At 60.1% G+C, this 21,101-nt stretch carries 18 protein-coding genes and 1 pseudogene; 8 read left to right on the top strand and 11 right to left on the bottom strand.

Annotation, left to right across the window (positions count from 1 at the left end):
* Positions 1 to 3 precede the first annotated feature (3 nt).
* From trhO to AAEZ06_RS04615, 3 genes are all read right to left on the bottom strand, one after another.
* A complete protein-coding gene (gene trhO, locus AAEZ06_RS04625; RefSeq protein ID WP_350612990.1) occupies positions 4 to 945 on the bottom strand; it encodes an oxygen-dependent tRNA uridine(34) hydroxylase TrhO in 942 nt (313 codons plus the stop codon).
* Between the two features lie 122 nt (positions 946 to 1,067).
* Positions 1,068 to 1,361, bottom strand: a complete 294-nt coding sequence (locus AAEZ06_RS04620) for a BolA family protein (protein WP_350612988.1) — start codon at positions 1,359 to 1,361, stop codon at positions 1,068 to 1,070.
* A 12-nt stretch (positions 1,362 to 1,373) separates the two neighbouring features.
* Entirely contained in the window at positions 1,374 to 1,892 is a 519-nt protein-coding gene (locus tag AAEZ06_RS04615) for a DUF2059 domain-containing protein (RefSeq protein WP_350612986.1), read from the bottom strand.
* A 192-nt stretch (positions 1,893 to 2,084) separates the two neighbouring features.
* On the opposite strand from AAEZ06_RS04615, the gene AAEZ06_RS04610 reads away from it, so the two are divergent.
* Positions 2,085 to 3,461 (top strand): class II fumarate hydratase, encoded by a 1,377-nt coding sequence (locus tag AAEZ06_RS04610; protein ID WP_350612984.1) that lies wholly within the window; start codon positions 2,085 to 2,087, stop codon positions 3,459 to 3,461.
* A 101-nt stretch (positions 3,462 to 3,562) separates the two neighbouring features.
* On the opposite strand, the gene AAEZ06_RS04600 is transcribed toward AAEZ06_RS04610, so the two are convergent.
* The 4 genes and pseudogenes from AAEZ06_RS04600 to pap form a co-directional block, all read right to left on the bottom strand.
* Positions 3,563 to 4,516 carry a DMT family transporter gene (locus AAEZ06_RS04600; RefSeq protein ID WP_350612982.1) on the bottom strand — a complete coding sequence of 318 codons (954 nt, stop codon included), beginning with the start codon at positions 4,514 to 4,516 and terminating at the stop codon, positions 3,563 to 3,565.
* A gap of 125 nt (positions 4,517 to 4,641) precedes the next feature.
* A pseudogene (locus AAEZ06_RS04595) lies at positions 4,642 to 4,716 on the bottom strand (outer membrane lipoprotein carrier protein LolA); the annotation flags it as partial.
* A 395-nt stretch (positions 4,717 to 5,111) separates the two neighbouring features.
* Complete coding sequence (locus tag AAEZ06_RS04590) at positions 5,112 to 6,296, bottom strand: thiolase family protein (RefSeq protein WP_149411564.1); 1,185 nt, start codon at positions 6,294 to 6,296, stop codon at positions 5,112 to 5,114.
* A gap of 149 nt (positions 6,297 to 6,445) precedes the next feature.
* The gene (pap, locus tag AAEZ06_RS04585; RefSeq protein WP_350612979.1) at positions 6,446 to 7,966 is read right to left on the bottom strand and encodes a polyphosphate:AMP phosphotransferase; all 1,521 of its coding nucleotides are present in this window, start codon (positions 7,964 to 7,966) and stop codon (positions 6,446 to 6,448) included.
* Between the two features lie 139 nt (positions 7,967 to 8,105).
* On the opposite strand from pap, the gene mnmC reads away from it, so the two are divergent.
* The 5 genes from mnmC to AAEZ06_RS04560 all read left to right on the top strand — a co-directional run bounded on the left by mnmC (position 8,106) and on the right by AAEZ06_RS04560 (position 15,312).
* Positions 8,106 to 10,103, top strand: coding sequence for a bifunctional tRNA (5-methylaminomethyl-2-thiouridine)(34)-methyltransferase MnmC2/FAD-dependent 5-carboxymethylaminomethyl-2-thiouridine(34) oxidoreductase MnmC1 (gene mnmC, locus AAEZ06_RS04580; protein WP_350612977.1), 1,998 nt, complete (start codon positions 8,106 to 8,108; stop codon positions 10,101 to 10,103).
* 190 nt (positions 10,104 to 10,293) lie between these two features.
* Positions 10,294 to 12,066: an N-acetylglutaminylglutamine amidotransferase gene (locus AAEZ06_RS04575; protein WP_350612975.1), complete on the top strand. Its 1,773-nt coding sequence runs from the start codon at positions 10,294 to 10,296 to the stop codon at positions 12,064 to 12,066.
* A gap of 3 nt (positions 12,067 to 12,069) precedes the next feature.
* Positions 12,070 to 13,815, top strand: coding sequence for an N-acetylglutaminylglutamine synthetase (ngg, locus tag AAEZ06_RS04570; protein WP_350612973.1), 1,746 nt, complete (start codon positions 12,070 to 12,072; stop codon positions 13,813 to 13,815).
* Between the two features lie 25 nt (positions 13,816 to 13,840).
* A complete protein-coding gene (locus tag AAEZ06_RS04565; protein ID WP_149411559.1) occupies positions 13,841 to 15,025 on the top strand; it encodes an osmoprotectant NAGGN system M42 family peptidase in 1,185 nt (394 codons plus the stop codon).
* A 59-nt stretch (positions 15,026 to 15,084) separates the two neighbouring features.
* Positions 15,085 to 15,312 (top strand): YheU family protein, encoded by a 228-nt coding sequence (locus AAEZ06_RS04560; RefSeq protein WP_149411558.1) that lies wholly within the window; start codon positions 15,085 to 15,087, stop codon positions 15,310 to 15,312.
* A gap of 215 nt (positions 15,313 to 15,527) precedes the next feature.
* On the opposite strand, the gene AAEZ06_RS04555 is transcribed toward AAEZ06_RS04560, so the two are convergent.
* Positions 15,528 to 16,343 (bottom strand): SDR family oxidoreductase, encoded by an 816-nt coding sequence (locus tag AAEZ06_RS04555; protein ID WP_350612970.1) that lies wholly within the window; start codon positions 16,341 to 16,343, stop codon positions 15,528 to 15,530.
* Between the two features lie 330 nt (positions 16,344 to 16,673).
* Between AAEZ06_RS04555 and AAEZ06_RS04550 the strand changes: the two genes are divergently transcribed.
* A complete protein-coding gene (locus tag AAEZ06_RS04550) occupies positions 16,674 to 16,826 on the top strand; it encodes a DUF3309 family protein (RefSeq protein WP_003216767.1) in 153 nt (50 codons plus the stop codon).
* A 71-nt stretch (positions 16,827 to 16,897) separates the two neighbouring features.
* On the opposite strand, the gene AAEZ06_RS04545 is transcribed toward AAEZ06_RS04550, so the two are convergent.
* Entirely contained in the window at positions 16,898 to 18,985 is a 2,088-nt protein-coding gene (locus AAEZ06_RS04545; protein ID WP_350612967.1) for an LTA synthase family protein, read from the bottom strand.
* 316 nt (positions 18,986 to 19,301) lie between these two features.
* Here AAEZ06_RS04545 and AAEZ06_RS04540 point away from each other — a divergent pair, with 316 nt between their 5' ends.
* A complete protein-coding gene (locus AAEZ06_RS04540) occupies positions 19,302 to 19,772 on the top strand; it encodes a methylated-DNA--[protein]-cysteine S-methyltransferase (protein ID WP_350612965.1) in 471 nt (156 codons plus the stop codon).
* 114 nt (positions 19,773 to 19,886) lie between these two features.
* Here the strand turns inward: AAEZ06_RS04540 and AAEZ06_RS04535 are convergent, their stop codons facing one another.
* Together AAEZ06_RS04535 and AAEZ06_RS04530 are read right to left on the bottom strand one after the other, a co-directional pair.
* The gene (locus tag AAEZ06_RS04535) at positions 19,887 to 20,078 is read right to left on the bottom strand and encodes a PLDc N-terminal domain-containing protein (RefSeq protein WP_010176042.1); all 192 of its coding nucleotides are present in this window, start codon (positions 20,076 to 20,078) and stop codon (positions 19,887 to 19,889) included.
* A 68-nt stretch (positions 20,079 to 20,146) separates the two neighbouring features.
* Entirely contained in the window at positions 20,147 to 20,677 is a 531-nt protein-coding gene (locus tag AAEZ06_RS04530; RefSeq protein ID WP_350612962.1) for a hypothetical protein, read from the bottom strand.
* Between the last annotated feature and the right edge of the window lie 424 nt (positions 20,678 to 21,101).

Raw genomic sequence — 21,101 nt, 5'->3', positions numbered from 1 at the left:
GGCTCAGGCCTCGGTGGATGATTGCTTGTAGTTGTAGCCAATCGGGTGCGGCATATTGCGGGCCTTGGCCAGTTCAATCTGCTTTTGTCGGTCGGTCGCACTGCGACGGGTCTTCTCGGAGAGCTTATCCCAGCAATGGGGGCAACTGATGCCGGCCACGTAATGCTCGGATAGGCGATCCTCTACACTAACCGGTGTGCGGCAGGCGTGACATTGATCGTAGTCACCTTCGCTCAAATCATGGCGCACGGTCACCCTATTATCGAAAACAAAGCAGTCACCCTGCCATTTGGTTTCTTCCAAAGGCACCTCTTCGAGGTATTTGAGGATGCCGCCCTTGAGGTGATAGACCTCGTCAAAGCCCTCGCTGAGCATATAGCTCGACGCCTTTTCACAACGAATGCCGCCGGTGCAAAACATGGCGACTTTCTTGTGTTTGGCCGGGTCGAAGTTGGCTTTGATGTAGTCGGGAAACTCGCGAAAGCTGGTGGTCTTCGGGTCGATCGCACCTTCAAAGGTGCCGATGGACACTTCGTAGTCGTTACGGGTGTCGATCAGCAACACTTCTGGGTCGCTGATCAAGGCATTCCAGTCTTGCGGGTTGACGTAGGTGCCGACTTTTTTGTTGGGGTCGACGCCTTCGACGCCCAGGGTCACGATCTCTTTCTTGAGCTTGACCTTGGTGCGGTAGAACGGCTGATCGTCGCAGTACGACTCTTTGTGGTCGATGTCGTCCATGCGTGGGTCGTTCTTGAGCCAGGCCATCAGCCCGTCGATGCCTTTGCGGCTACCGGAAACAGTGCCGTTGATGCCTTCTTCGGCGATCAGCAAAGTGCCTTTGACGCCGTTGTCGACCATCGCCTGCAACAGCGGCTCGCGCAGGGCGACGTAATCTTCGAGGGTGACGAACTTATACAGTGCCGCCACGACGATTGGGTGAGTCATGGGTGTTCTCTCCAGGTGGCTACCCTCGTAAAGGGTGAACCGGATGCAAAAAAAACGCGCCGTCTAAGCGGCGCGTTGCGGATTCTAGCAAATGCTCGGTGTCAGAAACACCGGCTCATCGGTTAGTGCCCGCCAGCGCAGGTCGGCGAGGCCGGGGCTACGTCGATTTTCGCCCATTCTTCAGGCGTATAGGTATGCAGCGCCAACGCATGAAACTCACCCATCAGGTCTCCCAGGGTGGCGTAGACCTTCTGGTGGCGCTTGACGCGGTTGAGCCCGTCGAACTGCTGGCTGACCAGCACAGCCTTGAAGTGAGTCTGCAACCCACGGCTGTGCATGTGGCTTTCATCCTGCACGCTCAGGTATTGCGGGCTCAGGGCGACGAGTGCCGATTCGATACGCTGTTGCATGGTCATTCCTGGCTCCGCTTACTTCTTCTTGGCTGGTGCTGCTGCTTTTGGCGTCAGTTCGTTGGTCATGTCTTCCAACAACTTGTTCACCACCGGTACCGCGCTTTCCAGTTTAGCCTGGGTCAACTGGGCCGATTGCTGGGTCAGCTGTGGCATTTTCTCCAGGACTTTCTTGCCCAGTGGCGACTTGTAGAAGTCGACCAGGTCCTTGAGTTCGGATTCGCTGAAGTTGCTGGTGTAGAGCTTGATCATGTCCGGCTTGAGCTTGTTCCAGCCGATGGCCTGGTCCAGGGCGGTGTTGGCCTTGGCCTGGTAGGTGTCCAGGACGGTTTGCTTGGCGGCCGGAGCCTTGGTCTGTTCGAAACGCTGGGCGAACATTTGCTGCACTTGCATGTACACCGGGGTACCCAGCTTGTCGGCATGGGCCAGAGTAAGGAAAGCTTCGGCACTGGCGTTGTGGCTGGCGGTATCGGCAAAAACCTGGCCGCTGGCACATACCAGGGCAACCGCGGTACAGATGGCACGAAGACGAGTCATCGAGTTTCCTTTTCTAGCAGGCGAGGTAAGACCCCAGGGGCGACCATTCTGCACCTAAAAAACGCCGCGGCTCAACCCCACGCCTTACAGGGCCTGGTTTTGCGGGCTTGAATCCGATGAAAAGTCTTTTAGGGAACCCCTCAGCCCCATCACGGCCTAAACTGCGCAAACCGACCCGAAGGAGTGTGCCCGATGAGCCGTATCGAAACCGACAGCCTGGGAGAAGTGCAAGTCCCGGATGACGCTTACTGGGGCGCGCAGACCCAACGCTCGCTGGTCAATTTCGCCATTGGTGAGCAGCGCATGCCACTGGCCGTATTGCACGCCCTGGCCCTGATCAAGAAAGCCGCGGCACGGGTCAACGACCGCAATGGTGACCTGCCCGCCGACATCGCCCGGCTGATCGAACAAGCCGCCGACGAAGTGCTCGACGGCCAGCATGACGACCAGTTCCCCCTGGTGGTCTGGCAGACCGGCAGCGGCACCCAGAGCAACATGAACGCCAACGAAGTGATCGCCGGCCGCGCCAACGAGCTGTCGGGCAAGCCCCGTGGCGGCAAGAGCCCGGTGCACCCCAACGATCACGTCAACCGTTCCCAGAGTTCCAACGACTGCTTCCCCACCGCCATGAGCATTGCCACGGTGCAGGCGGTGCATCAGCGGCTGTTGCCGGCGATCCGCGAGTTGTCCGGCGGACTGGCCGAATTGTCAGCGCGCCATATGAAGCTGGTGAAGACCGGTCGCACCCACATGATGGACGCAACACCGATTACTTTTGGCCAGGAAGTCTCGGCCTTCATCGCGCAACTCGATTACGCCGAACGGGCCATTCGCAGCGCCCTGCCTGCTGTCTGCGAACTGGCCCAGGGCGGTACCGCCGTCGGTACCGGGCTCAATTCGCCACACGGTTTTGGTGAAGCGATTGCCTCTGAGTTGGCGGCGCTGTCGGGCCTGCCGTTTGTCACTGCGCCGAACAAGTTCGCCGCGCTGGCGGGTCATGAGCCGCTGACTACCTTGTCCGGCGCCCTGAAAACCCTGGCGGTGGCGCTGATGAAAATCGCCAACGACCTGCGCCTGTTGGGTTCCGGCCCACGTGCGGGGTTGGCGGAAGTCAAGTTACCGGCCAATGAGCCGGGCAGTTCGATCATGCCCGGCAAGGTCAACCCGACTCAGTGTGAAGCCTTGTCGATGCTGGCCTGCCAGGTGATGGGCAATGACGTAACCATCGGTTTTGCCGCAAGCCAAGGTCATTTGCAGTTGAACGTGTACAAACCGGTGATCATTCACAACCTGCTGGAGTCGATCCGCTTGCTGGCCGACGGTTGCAGCAACTTCCAGGAGCATTGCATCGCCGGTCTTGAGCCCGATGCCGAGCAAATGGCCGAACACCTGGAACGGGGCTTGATGCTGGTCACCGCGCTGAACCCACATATCGGCTACGACAAATCAGCGCAGATTGCCAAGAAGGCCTATACCGAAGGCCTGACGCTGCGGGAAGCGGCGCTGGCGCTGGGGTATCTCACCGATGAAGAGTTTGATCAGTGGGTGCGCCCGGAAAACATGTTGTAGAAAGGGGGACGCCTAGTTCTTGCTCGCGAAAAGCCTGAGAGCGCTGTTGGGTGTCAAGTTTTCTACGTCATCGTTAACGACCTTCGCGAGCAAGCTCGCTCCTACATCAAGCGTGCTCGCCGGGCCTTGAGCCCGGCGAACAACGAAGGCGCCAACGCTACCGTCGCCGACCCCAGCACCACCAGCAACGCCCCGCCATAACCCAAGGCGTTGATCTGCTCGGCATGCACATAGTCAGGCCATAGCCACGCCGCCAAAGCCACCGCGACAAAGGTCACCAAAGGCGTCATCGCCAGGGTCGCGCTGACCCGCGATGCTTCCCAATGGGCCAAGGCCTCGGCAAATGCACCGTAGGCAATCAGCGTATTGAAACAGCACGCGAGCAGCAGCCAGCCTTGCAACGGGCTCAGTTGCAGTGCTTGCATGGGCTGCGCCCACGGTGTGATTAGCAAGGCGCAACACAGGTAGATCACCATCATCACCTGCAATGAATTCCATACCGTCAGCAATTGCTTCTGGCCCAAGGCATAGAAGGTCCAGATCGTGGTTGCCAGGAGAATAGTCAGTACCCCGGCAGTGTAGGTTCCCAGGGACGTCAACAGCTCCGTCAGGCGTTGATTGAAGAACAACGCAAAACCGATGATCAGCACCAGCAGGCCCATGCCCTGCCCCAGGCTAAAGCGCTCCTTGAAGATGAAGACACTGGCGATCATCAGAAAAATCGGCCCCACCTGCACCACCAGTTGTGCGGTGCCGGGGCTCAGCATTTTTAGCCCTACCAGATACAGCACGTAGTTGCCGACCAGCCCGCACACGGCCATTGCCACCAGCCAGCCACCGCGCGGGCCGAGGGACCGCCAGCTGGGCAGACGCCGGACAGCGGCGAGATAGACAAACAGACAAACACCGGAAACCGTCAGGCGAAACCAGGTCACGGTGATCGGGTCCATCACCTGCAACACTTGTTTGAGCTTGATCGGCAGAATGCCCCAGAGCAGCGCGGTCAACAGGGCCAGGGATAAACCGTAGACCCAGCGGCCGGAAGATATGTGCATGAGTGCCCCGGATATCAGAGAAATAAAGGCTGCATTCTAGGGGATGTGCGGATCGGGGATAGGTATTTGTGATTGAGTACATATCCGTTGCTGCGGTCATGGCGGCTTAGCACCATCCGCCTTTCTGGAGCGAGCTTGCTCGCGAAGAACCTGAGGGCGCCACGGTGATTCAGGATGTCCGCGTCATCGTTAACGACCATCGCGAGCAAGAACTAGGCGTCCCCCTCGCTCCTACAGGTGGCATGGGGTCCGCTCTTGCTTCTCACCACTCAGGTCGGCTACCAGGCCGCCGTGCTTTTGATCTTGATCTTAGGCGCCCCGTTAAACCACGATGGCTGAACGCAGGCATTGATCCGTGGGTAAACCGGCAGGACGCCGGTTTAGCCGCGCTGGGCCAAGGATGGCCCATCGCGGCGGCCCACGGAGCAATGCCGGAGTGAAGGCATGCCGAGCCACAGCGAGGCACCAAGTGGTGGGGCAAGAGCCTTTGGTTACTTTGGGCTTTTCAAAGTGACACGCCGTAAGGGCGTAACCCTAAGCCGCCATGACCGCAGCAACGGATATACACCCAACCCAACCCAACCGAGGCCCCCGACTAACGCACCGCTTCGAACAACCCCGTCGCCCCCATCCCGCCGCCCACGCACATGGTGACGATCCCATACCGAAGATTGCGCCGTTGCAACTCACGCACCAAGTGCCCGACCTGCCGCGACCCGGTCATGCCAAAAGGGTGACCAATCGAAATCGAGCCGCCGTTGACGTTGTACCTGGCGTTATCAATCTCCAGCCGGTTGCGTGCATACAGGCACTGCGAAGCAAAGGCCTCGTTGAGCTCCCACAGGTCGATATCCGCCACCGAAAGCCCCCGCGCCTTGAGCAACTTGGGCACCGAGAACACCGGACCAATGCCCATCTCATCCGGCTCGCAACCGGCGACGGTAAAACCACGGAAAAACGCCTTCGGCTTAAGCCCCAGTTCCAGTGCCTTTTCCAGGCTCATCACCAACGTCATCGAGGCCCCGTCAGACAACTGCGACGAGTTGCCCGCCGTCACCGATCCGTCTTCGGAAAATACTGGCTTCAAACCGGTCAGGCTGGCCAGGGTGGTATCCGGGCGATTGCAGTCGTCGCGGTCCACCACGCCATCAAGAATTTGCACCTCACCGGTATTCTTGTCTTCCACCTTGTACTTGACCGTCATCGGCACGATTTCATCGTCGAACAAACCATCGACCTGGGCCTGCGCCGTACGCTGCTGGCTTTGCAGGGCGTACAGGTCCTGCTCTTCGCGGCTGACGTTATAGCGGCGGGCGACGATTTCGGCGGTCTGACCCATGGGGAAGTAGATGCCCGGCACCTGCTCCTTGAGCAACGGGTTGATCAGGTTGTCGGTGTTCACGCTTTTCATGGTCAGGCTGATGGACTCGACACCGCCGGCGACGATGATCTCACTGCAGCCAGAAGCAATCTGGTTGGCGGCGATGGCAATGGCCTGCAAGCCCGACGAACAGAAACGGTTGAGGGTCATGCCAGCGGTGCCAGTGCCCAGACGGGACAGCACCGCCACATTGCGACCAATGTTGTAGCCCTGGGCGCCTTCGTTGGAGCCGGCGCCGACGATGCAATCCTCGACGCTGGCCGGGTCAATACCGTTGCGAGTCAGCAGGGCATTGACGCAATGGGCGGCCATGTCATCGGGGCGAGTCTGGTTGAACTTGCCGCGAAAGGACTTGGCCAGGCCGGTTCGCACGCTGTCGACGATCACTACTTCACGCATGGGCTACCTCATTATTGTGGTTATTGAGAGATGGACCGAGCATAGATCCAGCCCTCACGAACCGCGACAATCATTCACCCCGCGTATGTCACGAGTACGGACAACTATTTTGATGGTGAACCCATACCCTGTGGCGAGCGTCGGCCCGACTACTTCTTTTTGCCTTTCTTCTTGTCGTGCTTGTCAGACCGCTCGAACGCCGCCTCCAGCGCCAGGTTGATGGTGCGCAGCACCTTGACCCGCGCCCAGCGTTTGTCATTGGCCTCCACCAGCGTCCAGGGTGAAATCTCAGTGCTGGTGCGATCAACCATATCGCCCACCGCCGCCCGGTAGTCATCCCATTTGTCGCGGTTGCGCCAGTCGTCTTCAGTGATTTTGAAGCGTTTGAAGGGAATTTCTTCCCGAGCTTGAAAGCGTTCCAGCTGGGTCTGTTTGTCGATGGCCAGCCAGAACTTGACGACGATGACGCCGGCGTCGCTCAACTGTTCTTCAAAGTCGTTGATCTCGGCATAAGCGCGCATCCAGTCAGCCGGTGTGCAGAACCCTTCGATCCGCTCCACCAGCACTCGGCCATACCAGGAGCGGTCGAACACGGTGAACATGCCCCGCGCCGGAATTTGCCGCCAGAAGCGCCAAAGGTAAGGCTGTGCACGCTCGTCCTCGGTGGGCGCGGCAATCGGCACGATGTGGTACTGACGTGGATCAAGGGCGGCGGCGACACGACGAATCGCCCCGCCCTTACCCGCCGCATCGTTACCCTCGAATACCGTCACCAACGCGTGCTTGCGCATGCGTTTGTCGCGCATCAATCCGGAAAGCCGCGCCTGCTCGGTAATCAGTTGCTCTTCGTAGTCGTCCTTTTCCAGACGCAAGGTCATGTCCAGGCTGCCCACCAGGCTCAACTGGTCGACAGAGGACGGCAGCGGCGCAGGGTTAATGCCACTGGCCTTGGTCTTGCGTGCCTTCAGGGCGTTTTGCAAACCTTCCAGCAGAATCTTGCCGACAGTCAGCCCCCGATAATGCGCATCGACCCCTTCAATCACATGCCAAGGCGCGTAGTCGCGGCTGGTGCGGCGCAATACCCGCTCACCGAAATGCACGAACTTGCCGTAGGTCTCGGACTGCTGCCAGTCCAGCGGGCTGATGCGCCAGCTGTGCAACGGGTCATCCTGCAGGGCCTTGAGCCGGGCCTTCATTTGCTTCTTGGACAGGTGAAACCAGAACTTGAAGATCAGTGCGCCTTCATCACAGAGCATTTGCTCCAGGCGCTCGGCGCCGGCAATGGCCTGGTCCAGCCGCGCATCCTTGATCTGCCCATGAACCCGGCCCTGGAGCATCTGGCTGTACCAGTTGCCGAAAAAAATCCCCATGCGCCCCTTGGCCGGCAACTGTCGCCAGTAGCGCCAGGCCGGTGGGCGGGCCAGCTCTTCGTCGGTCTGCTGGTCGAAGGTGCGCACCTCAATCAGTCGCGGGTCCATCCACTCATTGAGCAGCTTGACCGTTTCGCCCTTGCCGGCGCCTTCAATGCCGTTGATCAACACGATCACTGGGAACCGACCTTGCTGTTGCAGCTCGTACTGAGCTTCCAGCAAGGCTTCGCGCAGGGCCGGCACTTCGGCGTCGTAAGTCTCTTTGTCGATGGCGTGACCAATTTCGGCAGATTCAAACATGGGCGACTCCCTTCCAAGATGGCTCAAGACTAGCGGATTGGGCACCACGGCGGGTGGGCAATTGCCTGGCACTTGCCGTGGATCAATTGCCTGGCGTGGGATCGGCTAGAATGGCCGCCTTGCCTTTGCCGAGTTGCCCATGAACCCAGTACTGCCCAATGCCCAGCTCGACTGGGATGACCAGGGACGCCCGCGCTCGCGGGTCTTCGATGACGTGTACTTTTCCGACCAATCGGGCCTGGAAGAAACGCGCTATGTATTCATCGAGCAGAACCGCCTGCAAGAGCGCTTCGCCGCCTTGCCCGTAGGCGGCAGGCTGGTGATTGGCGAAACCGGTTTCGGCACCGGGCTGAACTTTCTCTGCGCCTGGCAGCTGTTTGAACAACACGCGGTGCAAGGCGCCCGCCTGCATTTTGTCAGCGTGGAAAAGTACCCGCTCAGCCACGCCGACCTGCAGCGTGCCCTGGCCCTTTGGCCGCAGCTCAAGCCTTTTGCCGACCAGTTGCTGGCGCAGTACATCGCCATTCACCCAGGCTTCCAGCGCCTGGTGCTGGATAACGGTCGCGTGACCCTGACGTTGCTGATCGGCGATGCCCTGGAGCAATTGCCGCAACTGGACGCACAGGTCGACGCCTGGTTTCTCGACGGTTTTGCCCCGGCGAAAAACCCGGACATGTGGACCGCCGAGCTGTTTGCCGAACTGGCGCGGCTGGCGGCGCCGGGCTCGACCATCAGCACCTTCACCAGTACCGGATGGGTGCGGCGCCTGCTCAATGGTGCGGGGTTCAAGATGAAGCGCACACCGGGCATCGGCCATAAGTGGGAAATTCTGCGGGGTGAATTTCTCGGCTGGCCGGCCGAGACGCCTGCGCCTGCCGCGATCAAGCCCTGGTTCGCCCGCCCGCCAGCGATCAACGGCGAGCGACGCGCCCTGGTGATCGGCGGCGGCATGGCCGGTTGCGCCAGTGCCGCCAGTCTCGCGGCACGGGGTTGGCAGGTCAGTCTGCTGGAGCGCCATGACGGCCTGGCCCAGGAAGCCTCAGGCAACCCGCAAGGGGTGCTCTATCTCAAACTGTCCGCCCATGGCACAGCGCTGTCGCAAATGATTGTCAGCGGATTCGGTCATACCCGGCGCCTGCTGGAACACCTGCAACGCGGCGTGGACTGGGACGGCTGTGGCGTGCTGCAGCTGGCCTTCAATGCCAAGGAGGCCGAGCGTCAGGCGCAACTGGCCGAGGCCTTTACGGCCGACTTGCTGCATCTGCTGGACAGAGACCAGGCCCAGGCTCGTGCCGGTATTGCCCTGGAACACGGCGGGATGTTTTTCCCCGAAGGCGGTTGGGTTCACCCTCCAGCGCTCTGCCAATGGCAGGCAGGGCAACAGGGCATCGATGTTCTGGTCCATCACGAGGTGCTTGAGCTACGCAAGGTCGACGACCAGTGGCAGGCCTGGGACGGTGAGCAGTTACTGGCCAGCGCGCCGGTGGTGGTGTTAGCGGGTGCCGCCGAGGTCAAGCGCTTTGCCGCCAGCGCCGAGCTGCCCCTCAAGCGCATTCGCGGGCAAATCACCCGGCTGCCACAGACGGTAGCGAGTCAGCAACTGGCGACCGTGGTGTGTGCCGAAGGTTATGTCGCACCGCCGCGCCTGGGTGAGCACACCCTGGGGGCCAGTTTCGACTTCAAGAGCGATGACCTGACGCCCAGCACCGCCGAACACGCCGGTAACCTGGCGCTGCTGCGGGAGATCTCCCCGGATCTGGCGCAGCGCCTGCAGGCCGACACCCTAGCCCCCGAAACCCTCGAAGGGCGCGCCGCCTTTCGCTGCACCAGCCCGGACTATTTGCCCATCGTCGGGCCACTGGCCGACCCTCCGGCGTTTGCCCAAACCTATGACGCCCTGCGCAAGGATGCCCGCCACACACCAGACGTTGCCTGCCCATGGCTGGACGGCCTGTACGTCAACAGCGGCCATGGCTCGCGCGGCCTGATCACCGCGCCGTTGTCCGGCGAACTGCTGGCGGCATGGCTGGACAATGAACCGCTGCCCTTGCCCAGAAACGTGGCCGAGGCCTGTCATCCGAATCGATTCGCCATACGGGCGCTGATTCGCAGCAATGTCGCAAAAGCGCAAAAGTAATCTGTCGCACACCGCCCCCCAAGCACAGGCGCCACAGCCCGCCGAGCAGGCTCCGCGAGGCTGCGGCCATTTGCCTTATAACGGATTGTTCTAAAACTCCCTGAATGCACTCGGGTCAGTCTCTGGGTGCCCGCCATTTTGTCGTGATGCACTTTTACCCCTCCCCAACGGAAAAACCGGTAAGGAATTTATGTGCGGATTAGCTGGAGAATTACGTTTCGATCACCAACCTGCCGACCTGGCAGCGGTGGAACGAATCACCCATCACTTGGCCCCTCGCGGACCTGACGCGTGGGGTTTCCATGCCCAAGGGCCTATTGCCCTGGGCCATAGACGCCTGAAAATCATGGACCTGTCGGACGGCTCCGCCCAACCGATGGTCGACGCCCAACTGGGCCTGTCCCTGGCGTTCAACGGTGCCATCTATAACTTCCCGGAGCTGCGCAACGAACTCGAAGCACTGGGCTATGCGTTCTATTCCGCGGGTGACACAGAAGTGTTGCTCAAGGGCTATCACGCCTGGGGTGAAGCGCTGCTGCCCAAGCTCAATGGCATGTTCGCCTTCGCCATCTGGGAGCGTGATGCCCAGCGCCTGTTCATCGCCCGCGACCGCCTCGGGGTGAAGCCGCTGTACCTGTCGCGCACCGGCCAGCGCCTGCGCTTTGCCTCGGCCTTGCCCGCGTTGCTCAAGGGTGGCGATATCAACCCGATCCTTGATCCGGTTGCACTCAACCACTACCTGAACTTCCACGCCGTGGTGCCGGCACCGCGCACCCTGCTGGCGGGCATTGAAAAATTGCCGCCGGCCAGTTGGATGCGCATTGACGCAGGTGGCAAGACCGAACAGAAAACCTGGTGGACCCTGCCCTACGGCCCCCACGCCGACGAAGCCAACCTCACTCTGGAAGACTGGACCGACCGTGTCCTCGACAGTACCCGCGAAGCCGTGGCCATTCGTCAACGGGCGGCAGTGGATGTCGGTGTGCTGCTCTCGGGCGGTGTCGATTCCAGCATGCTGGTAGGCCTGTTGCGAGAAGTCGGTGTGCAGGACTTGTCGACCTTCTCCATCGGCTTCGAAGACGCCGGTGGCGAGCGTGGCGACGAGTTCCAGTATTCGGACTTGATCGCCAAGCATTACGGCACCCGTCACCACCAATTGCGCATCGCCGAAAGCGAGATCATCGAGCAATTGCCGGCAGCCTTCCGCGCCATGAGCGAGCCGATGGTCAGCCATGACTGCATCGCCTTCTACCTCTTGTCTCGGGAAGTGGCCAAGCATTGCAAGGTGGTACAGAGCGGCCAAGGCGCCGATGAACTGTTCGCCGGTTACCACTGGTACCCGCAGGTGGATGGCGCCAGCGACCCGTATGGCGCCTATCGCGATGCGTTTTTCGACCGTAGCTACGATGACTACGCTGCCACCGTCACGCCGAAATGGCTGACGGCCAATGACGCCGCTGGCGACTTCGTGCGCGAACATTTCGCCCAGCCCGGCGCCGACGCAGCTGTGGATAAAGCCCTACGCCTGGACAGTACGGTGATGCTGGTGGATGACCCGGTCAAGCGCGTGGACAACATGACCATGGCCTGGGGTCTGGAGGCGCGCACGCCGTTTCTCGACTATCGCCTGGTGGAATTGTCGGCCCGTGTGCCGGGTAAATTCAAACTGCCGGACGGCGGCAAGCAAGTGCTCAAGGAAGCCGCGCGACGGGTGATTCCCAGCGAAGTCATCGACCGCAAGAAAGGCTACTTTCCGGTGCCCGGCCTCAAGCACTTGCAGGGCGATACCTTGAACTGGGTGCGCGATCTGCTGCTGGACCCGAGCCAGGATCGCGGCCTGTTCAACCCCGCAATGCTTGACCGCTTGCTCACCGACCCCCAAGGCCAATTGACCCCGTTGCGCGGCTCCAAGCTGTGGCAACTGGCGGCACTGAACCTGTGGCTCAGCGAACAAGGAATCTGATTCATGAAACCTCATGCCACGGCTTACAGCCAACGCTTGCTGCGGGGCCAGGCGCCCTCCTATGAGCGCCTGCAAGCCCGCTTCGCCGAAGATGGCAGCGAACTGGGCCCCGAGCCTGTCGCCGTGCACTGCGGCTGGGGCCGGCTGTTGATCGGCCACACCTTTCCCGACCCGGCGAGCCTGGCCCTGGAGTTGCTCAACGAGCAGCCTGGGGAACGGGATATAGCCCTGTATGTGGCGGCGCCCCAGCAAATTCTGGGGATTGATCCCCAGCAGTTGTTTCTTGATCCCTCCGACACCCTGCGCCTGTGGTTTAGCGACTACCGCCCGGCGACCAGGGTATTTCGCGGTTTTCGCATTCGCCGCGTGCAGAGCGAGACGGATTGGCAGGCGGTCAATCAGCTGTACCAGGGCCGCGGCATGTTGCCGGTGGCCCCGGCGTTGCTGACCCCACGCCATCAAGGCGGGCCGGTGTACTGGCTGGCCGAGGATGAAGACAGCGGCGCAGTAATCGGTAGCGTCATGGGCCTCAATCACCAGAAAGCCTTTCACGATCCGGAAAACGGCTGCAGCCTCTGGTGCCTGGCGGTGGACCCGCAATGTACCCGGCCAGGGGTCGGCGAAGTGCTGGTGCGCCATCTCATCGAACACTTCATGAGCCGTGGGCTGAGTTACCTTGACCTGTCGGTATTGCACGATAACCGTCAGGCGAAAAGTCTCTACGCCAAGCTCGGCTTTCGGCCGCTGACCACCTTCGCCATCAAACGCAAGAACGGCATCAACCAGCCGCTGTTCCTCGGACCGGGGCCACAAGCGGGGTTCAATCCCTATGCGCGGATCATCGTCGAGGAGGCCCATCGGCGCGGAATTGATGTGCAAGTAGATGATGCCGATGCGGGCCTGTTCACCCTGAGCCATGGCGGGCGCCGGGTGCGCTGCCGGGAGTCTTTGAGCGACCTGACCAGCGCCGTCAGCATGACCTTGTGCCAGGACAAGAGCCTGACCCACAAGGTACTCAAGGCCGCGGGGCTTAACCTGCCGGCGCAACAGTTGGCGGGGAGTGTCGACGAGAATCTGGAGTTTCTCGACGAACACCGGCGCATCGTGGTCAAGCCGCTGGATGGCGAACAGGGCCAAGGCGTGGCGGTGGATTTGCAGACTATCGAAGAGGTGCAGAAAGCCATTGAAGCGGCGCGCCAGTTCGATGGTCGGGTGTTGCTGGAAAGCTTCCACGAAGGCCTGGACCTGCGCATTGTAGTGATCGGTTTTGACGTGGTGGCTGCCGCGATTCGCCGCCCGGCAGAAGTGATCGGCGACGGCCAACACACCATCGGCGCCTTGATCGAAGCCCAGAGCCGGCGACGCCAGGCCGCCACCGACGGCGAAAGCAAAATCCCGGTGGATGACGAAACCCAACGCACGCTTCATGCCGCAGGCTACGACTACAGCAGCATCCTGCCGCCCGGCCAACACCTGTCGGTGCGCCGTACCGCCAACCTGCACACCGGCGGTTGCCTGGAAGATGTGACCGCTATTTTGCATCCCACCCTGGTGGACGCCGCCGTGCGCGCTGCACGAGCCCTGGACATTCCCGTGGTCGGGCTCGACCTGATGGTGCTAGCAGCTGACCAGCCGGAATACGTATTTATCGAAGCTAACGAACGCGCGGGCCTGGCAAATCATGAGCCGCAGCCGACGGCTGAGAAGTTTGTGGATTTGTTGTTCCCCCATAGTCAGCCTTCAAGCTGAGCTGATCCGAACCCAAGGAGTCTTTATGACCCGAACCATCCCCGAACCGGATCTCAACTACCTGCAAAAAGTGCTGTTGGAAATGCTCGCCATTCCCAGCCCTACCGGATTTACCGACACCATCGTGCGCTACGTCGCCGAGCGTCTTGAGGAACTGGGCATCCCTTTTGAAATGACTCGCCGCGGGACCATTCGCGCCACCCTCAAGGGCCAGAAAAACAGCCCCGACCGCGCCGTGTCCGCGCACCTGGACACCATCGGCGCCGCCGTGCGGGCGATCAAGGACAATGGCCGCCTGACGCTGGCACCGGTAGGCTGCTGGTCCAGCCGTTTTGCCGAAGGCAGCCGCGTCAGCCTGTTTACCGACAACGGTGTGATACGCGGCAGCGTGTTGCCGCTAATGGCTTCCGGGCATGCGTTCAACACCGCCGTGGATGAAATGCCCATCAGTTGGGACCACATCGAATTGCGCCTGGACGCCTACTGCGCCACCCGGGCCGATTGCGACTCGCTGGGGGTCAGCATCGGCGATTTCGTCGCCTTCGATCCATTGCCGGAATTTACCGAGAGCGGTCACATCAGCGCCCGCCACCTGGACGACAAGGCTGGTGTCGCAGCACTGCTGGCCGCCCTCAAGGCCATCGTCGACAGTGGCGAGCCGTTGCTGATCGACTGCCATCCATTGTTCACCATCACCGAGGAAACCGGCAGTGGTGCGGCGGCGGCATTACCTTGGGATGTCAGCGAATTCGTCGGTATCGACATCGCCCCGGTCGCGCCAGGGCAACACTCCAGCGAACATGCGGTGAGCGTGGCCATGCAGGATTCCGGCGGGCCGTATGACTATCACCTGTCCCGGCATTTGCTGCGCCTGGCGTCGGACAACGAACTGCCGGTGCGTCGCGACCTGTTCCGCTACTACTTCAGCGATGCCCATTCGGCGGTGACTGCCGGCCACGATATCCGCACCGCCCTATTGGCATTCGGCTGCGACGCCACTCATGGTTATGAGCGCACCCATATCGACAGCCTGGCGGCGTTGAGTCGCCTGCTGGGCGCCTACATTCTCAGCCCGCCGGTATTTGCCAGCGACGCGCAACCGGCCCAAGGGTCACTGGACCGCTTCAGCCATCAACTGGAACACGAGACGCAGATGGAGAGCGACACCCGGGTGCCGTCGGTGGATAGTTTGGTCGGTCAAAAGTCCTGATACTGGCAACTATGATCCCGGCGCAGTAGCATCGCCGGGATTCCTGAACCGAGGCTTGTATGCTGATCCCCTACGACCAACTTGAAGTCGACACCCTGACACGCCTCATCGAAGACTTCGTCACCCGCGACGGCACCGACAATGGCGATGACACGCCCCTGGAAACCCGTGTATTGCGGGTGCGCCAAGCGCTGACCAAAGGCCAGGCACTGATCATCTTCGACCCCGAGAGTGAGCAATGCCAGTTGATGCTCAAGCACGATGTGCCCAAGCATTTGTTTGACTAGAGATTGGATTCCGGTAACAGACAATTAACGATTTTTTTGACATCGCGCACGAGCGAGCTTTTGTGGCGAGCGGGCTTGCCCGCGTTGGGCTGCGAAGCAGCCCCTATAAGCTCACTGCTTTTTCCAGACACAACCGGTCGGCTGGTTTGAGGCCTGCTGCGCAGCCCAACGCGGGCAAGCCCGCTCGCCACAGGGTAATGGCTTGACCTGCAATATCATCCCTTCGCCGACTGGGCCTTCGCTCGCATCTTGTCCGCCATCACCGTCATCTCGTTATAGAGCAACTGCGGGTTCTTCTGCTTCAACGCCCAGGCCATCCGCCCCTGCTCATGAGGCAGGATCATGAATTCACCCTCGGCCACCCGCTGATAGATGTAGTCGGCAATCTCGGCGGCGCTGATAGGCGAGCTTTCCAGCAGTTTGCCCACCTGGGCTTTCATCGCCGGGGTCGGACCACGGAAGGAGTCCAGCAGGTTGGTCTGGAAGAACGACGGGCATACCACGTGTACGCCAACTTCCTGTTGCTTGAGTTCCACCAGCAGGCTCTCCGACAACGCCACCACACCGGCCTTGGCCACGTTGTAGTTGCTCATGGCTGGGCCTTGCATCAGCGCTGCCATGGAAGCGATGTTGATGATGCGGCCCTTGCTCTTTTCCAGCAGCGGCAGGAACGCCTTGCAGCCCTTGACCACGCCCATCAGGTTGATTGCGATCTGCCAGTCCCAGTCTTCCAGGGATAGCTCGCTGAAGAAACCGCCAGAGGCCACACCGGCGTTGTTAACGATCACATCGATACCGCCCAGCTTCTCTTCACAAGCCTGTGCAAAAGCCGTCAGTTGGCTGTAGTCGCGCACATCGCAGCGCTGGGTAAAACCATCACCACCAACCTCACGCACCTGCTTCAGGGTTTCTTGCAGGCCCGGCTCGCTGACATCCGACAAGGCCAGCTGCCAACCCTCGCTGGCCCAACGCAGCGCGATTTCGCGTCCCAGGCCAGACCCGGCGCCAGTGATCATCATGCGATTTTGCATAGGAAGTAGCCTTGTGGTTCACAGAAGAAGTGAGCCGCAGTGTAGCGAAGGTCTTTAGTGCACCCACGCACCATCAGAGTGCTGAATGCCACGGGCAAACCGCGGGGCGGGTCGCAGGACTGGAAATTATGGAAGTTCAATATTTTTAAACGTGGCAAACACCACTACTACAACGTTAAAAGAAATAATCCACCCACCAAAAAGCTTTAAAGAAATAGGGAATTTTCTGCTGAGCGCGACAGTCGGAGTTATTAAGGCGTCCGAATTAAAGTATCGGGCTTATGACTTAACAACCAGGTCTTTTCAGAAGACTAATAAGGAAAACAAAATATGAGCCTCATTCTTATCATTATTCTGATCCTCCTGCTGGTCGGCGGTCTGCCAGTGTTCCCACACTCGCGCAACTGGGGTTATGGGCCCTCGGGTATTCTCGGTACCGTATTGGTAGTGCTGCTGATTCTGTTGTTGCTCGGAAAGATATAAAGCGGCTACACACTGAAAAAGATGTAAAAAAAAGAGGCCTTGAAGAAGGCCTCTTTTTTATTCGCCGTTATTTAGTCCGGCATACCGTCTACTACACCTGCCGTGTTATCCAGCAGGCTCTTGGTAGCGGTCTGCAGGAACGCCTCAAGTTTCTGCTTGAGCTGTGCCTCATCAGGCGACTCAGGAATCACTTTGCCGGTGGGGTTGGCGCCCAGTTCGTACTGCCACAGTTTGGGCGGCATTTCCTTGGGCAGGACCAGTACGCGATCAGCGGTGAGCAAGGCCACGGTCTGGTCGCTGCCCGAAGGCTTGATCACGCCAAAGCCCTTGTCGCCTTCCGGCAAGTTGAGCAAGTCACGGCCCCAGCACTGGTGACGGGTTTCACCGCCCAGGCGGCCCATGATAGTCGGCACGATGTCGATCTGCGTACCCACGGTGTGGTCAAGCTCGCCGAACTTTTCCTGCATGCCCGGCGCGATCATCAGCATCGGCACGTTGAAGCGACCCAGGTCCATTTCGGTGATCTGCTGCTCGTTGCCGAAGCCATGGTCGCCGACGATGACGAACAAGGTTTCCTTGAAGTACGGCTCCTTACGGGCCTTTTCAAAGAACTGGCCTAGGGCCCAGTCGGAGTAGCGCATGGCCGTCAAATGGTCGTTGAGGCTGCCACGGTCGGTGACCTTGTCGACCGGCAATGGCGTTGGCAAGGCGTACGGCGTGTGGTTGGACAGGGTTTGCAGCAACGCATAGAACGGCTTGCCGCCTTCGCGAGCCTTCAACTCTTCCAGGCCACGGTTGAACATGTCCTGGTCAGACACGCCCCAGGTCGGATCGGAAAACACCGGGTCGACATAGTCGTTGCGGCCGATAAAGTTGGTCATGCCCTGGTTGCTGAAGAAGCCCGACTGGTTGTCCCAGGCGAAGTCGCCGTTGTAGACATACACGTCTTCGAAATCACGGGCGCTGAGCAATTGCGGCAAGCCGGACAGCTTATGGCTGCCTTCCGGAGTCTGCATCAGGTATTCAAAGCCTGGCAGGTTCGGGAAGCAGGCCATGGTGGCGAACATGCCCTGGTGGGTATGGGTGCCGTTGGAGAAGAAGCGGTCGAACAACAGGCCTTCCTTGGACAGCTTGTCGAAGTACGGCGTGACATTGCCCGGACGACCGAGGGCGCCCACCGAGTGACCGGCGAAGCTTTCCATCAGGATCACGACGACGTTCTTGATTGGCAGGGTTTTCTCGGCCGGTGGCGTGAAGTCACGGCGTACTGCGGCGGTGTCGGCGTCTACCAGTTTCTCGTCTGGCATCACCAGCATGTCCCGCACAGTCTGCGTGGCCAGGGGTTGTTCCAGGGTGGCCTTCCAAACGTTGCTGCGATCCTCGGAGAATCGCGCCTTGGCTGCGGCAATCAACGACAAGGTGCCGTTGAGGCCCAACTGGTTGGCGAAGTTCGAATCGGTGGTGTAGACATCACCCCAACGCAGCGGCGGGCCCTGGCGCAGCGTGCCACGGGCGGCAACCACGGCAATCAGCAGGCAGACCACGAACACGCCGATGCGGGTGTACCACGGCGCCACTTGGCGGGTGCCGACGGTGCCACCGCTGAACGGGCCACGAGGCCGGGTGGCGCGATCGGCGCCCTTGAAGGCAATATTCAGGATCAGCGTACCCAAGGCCCAGGCCAACAGGTAACGCACCACCGGGAAACCGTACCAGAGCATGCTCATCACGGTTTTCGGGTCTTCTTTCACGTACTGGAACACCAGGCCGTTGAGGCGCTGGTGAAACTCGCGGTAGAAGTCCATCTCCATCAGGCCCAGGAACAGGGCGATGCTGGAAGCGACAGTCAGCCAGAACCGGAAGAAGCCGCGAGCGGCCATGGCTCGCACACTGAACAGCGCCAGAATCAGTGGGATGCTCAGGTACACCACCAGACGCAGGTCCAGGCGCAGGCCGTTGGCGAATGCTTCGAGGAAGGTCGAGGCTGGCGTGTCGAGGATCATCTCGCGGTTGTACACCAGCAGCGCCAGGCGCAGCAGGGAGAACATCACCATCATGACCAGAGCGCAAAGCAGCGTGTAAGCCAGATGGGATTTGACGGTCGGTTGCAGCAAGCGATTAGAAGCTCGCTGCTGACTCAGGGCGTCCGGGTTTGCCATGTCGTTTCAGGACCCATTGGAAGTTTAAGTTGCGAAATAATGCAGCGGCGTACAGCCCTCGCCCATATCAATCGAGGTCGAGCACTGACGCGGGGGGGCAAATGGTGCCCGATCAACAGCATCTACGCCATTGATTACTAACCGCGTCCTACTTTCCCACCGTTGCAGATGCCAGCTTAGAGCCTTGGCAGAGGAAATAAAGCCGGCGAATTGTCTTGGATAGAATGTGAAAATTTCGTACAGCGAATATCTCGATACACAAAAAACTGCTCAGGCTTTATCGTTGAGTCCGACCTGCCTCTGTGGATTAACCCGCATGTTTTATCGCTACCACCCAAGCCCTCTCGGCCCGCTGCTTTTGGCGGCGGACGAACAGGGGCTGCGCGTGTTGTACATGGACATCCACCAGGAGCATGTCCAGGCGCAATGGTCCCCGGCAACGAATGAGCTGGACGAGGTGTGCCGCCAGCTTGATGAGTACTTCGCCCGAAAAAGAGAAGTCTTTGAGCTACCCCTGGCACCAGTGGGCACGCCGTTCCAGCAGCAGGTCTGGCAAACACTGTTGCTGATTCCTTACGGGCGTACCTGGTCTTATGGCGAGCAGGCCCGGCACCTAGACAATCCCAGGGCCATTCGCGCCGTAGGCACTGCCAATGGCGCCAATCCGATTTCCATCATCATTCCCTGCCACAGGGTGGTGGGCAGTGATGGAACGCTGGTGGGGTACGGTGGCGGGATTGAAAACAAGTTGAAACTGCTGGAGCTGGAAGGCAGTTGGTTGATTTGAACAACACTGCGACGCTCGTACAACGAGGTTGCGTCCGGCGGACTGCCTGACACACCGCAAACGCAGCCTCGTTTCATTCGACAGTTGCTACCGGAGGGATTGCAGGGCAATCAGTCAGATCCGCACATTGCCCCGTGGCCCGGCAATCGCCCAGATGATCAAGCCCAACACTGGCAGCAGCAGGATCAACAGGATCCACAGCACTTTTGCCCCGGTACCGGCGCCGCTTTTGAACACGTTGATGATCGCCCAGATATCCAGCGCCAGGATGATCAACCCGATCAGACCATTAAAAGTGGAACCCATGGTGTTGCTCCTATAGTGAGGGCTTGCCTCTTTAGGATAGTTCGCCGTGACTAGGGTTCCGTATTATTTCAGACGTGGACCGCAACCCGCAGGGCTTCCAGGGACGGCTCGCCCTTGATGCCAACCTGGGCACACAATTCCAGCACCCGTGGTACATCGTTGCCATAGACCAGCACCATCTGAATCTCGTCATCGAGCAACTGGCTGAAATTCATCAGCACATAGCCGCCGTTTTCCGGGTTCAGGGCGCTCATCTGGATCTGGATGCGATTCAGCGCGGTGAGCGCCTCAGTTTTAGCAAGCTGCTTGGGTTTGAGGTTGAACGCCACGCCGGGGCCGAAGGAGGCGACGATCTGGGCGAACAGGTCCTGATAGGTGTCGGCCTGGAACAGCACGGTGTCCGGCAGGCTGCCGACGACAATCCATTCGCCCAAGGGGATCGGAAAAGTGTCGTCGTAGTTGATGTCCGGGTTGGCCGCCAGAAACGCCTCGGGATCAGTAAACGCCTGGGCCGCTTCGTCGGCCACTTTTACGACCTCGGTTTCGCTCATGCAGCCGGAGCTGATTTTGTTGATGAGTTCGACGAGTGCGGTTTTCATGGGGCGAATCCTGTGGCTGAGGCTGGTTTTGAGGGCGCGAAGATAACACTGGTCTATGGAGGGCAACAATTCCAGTTTTGGCCGGTATCTACACATCTGTTGAGGTTGCCGATGGCAGGGGCTTGCCGGCAATGGACTTACAGGCACCGCGCTCACTCAGAAAGCCCGCGTCATCGTTAACGACCATCGCGAGCAAGCTCGCTCCTACAGTAGTGGGCAGTAGATCCGCTCTTGCTTCTCACCACTCAGGTCGGCTACCAGGCCGCCGTGCTTTTGCTTTTGATCTTGATCTAAGGCGCCCCGTTAACCACGATGGCTGAACGCAGGCATTGATCCGTGGGTAAACCGGCAGGACGCCGGTTTAGCCGCGCTGGGCCAAGGATGGCCCATCGCGGCGGCCCACGGAGCAATGCCGGAGTGAAGG

Source organism: Pseudomonas sp. HY7a-MNA-CIBAN-0227 (assembly GCF_040310325.1).
Classification (GTDB): Bacteria; Pseudomonadota; Gammaproteobacteria; order Pseudomonadales; family Pseudomonadaceae; genus Aquipseudomonas.
This window is presented reverse-complemented; position numbering and strand designations above follow the sequence as displayed.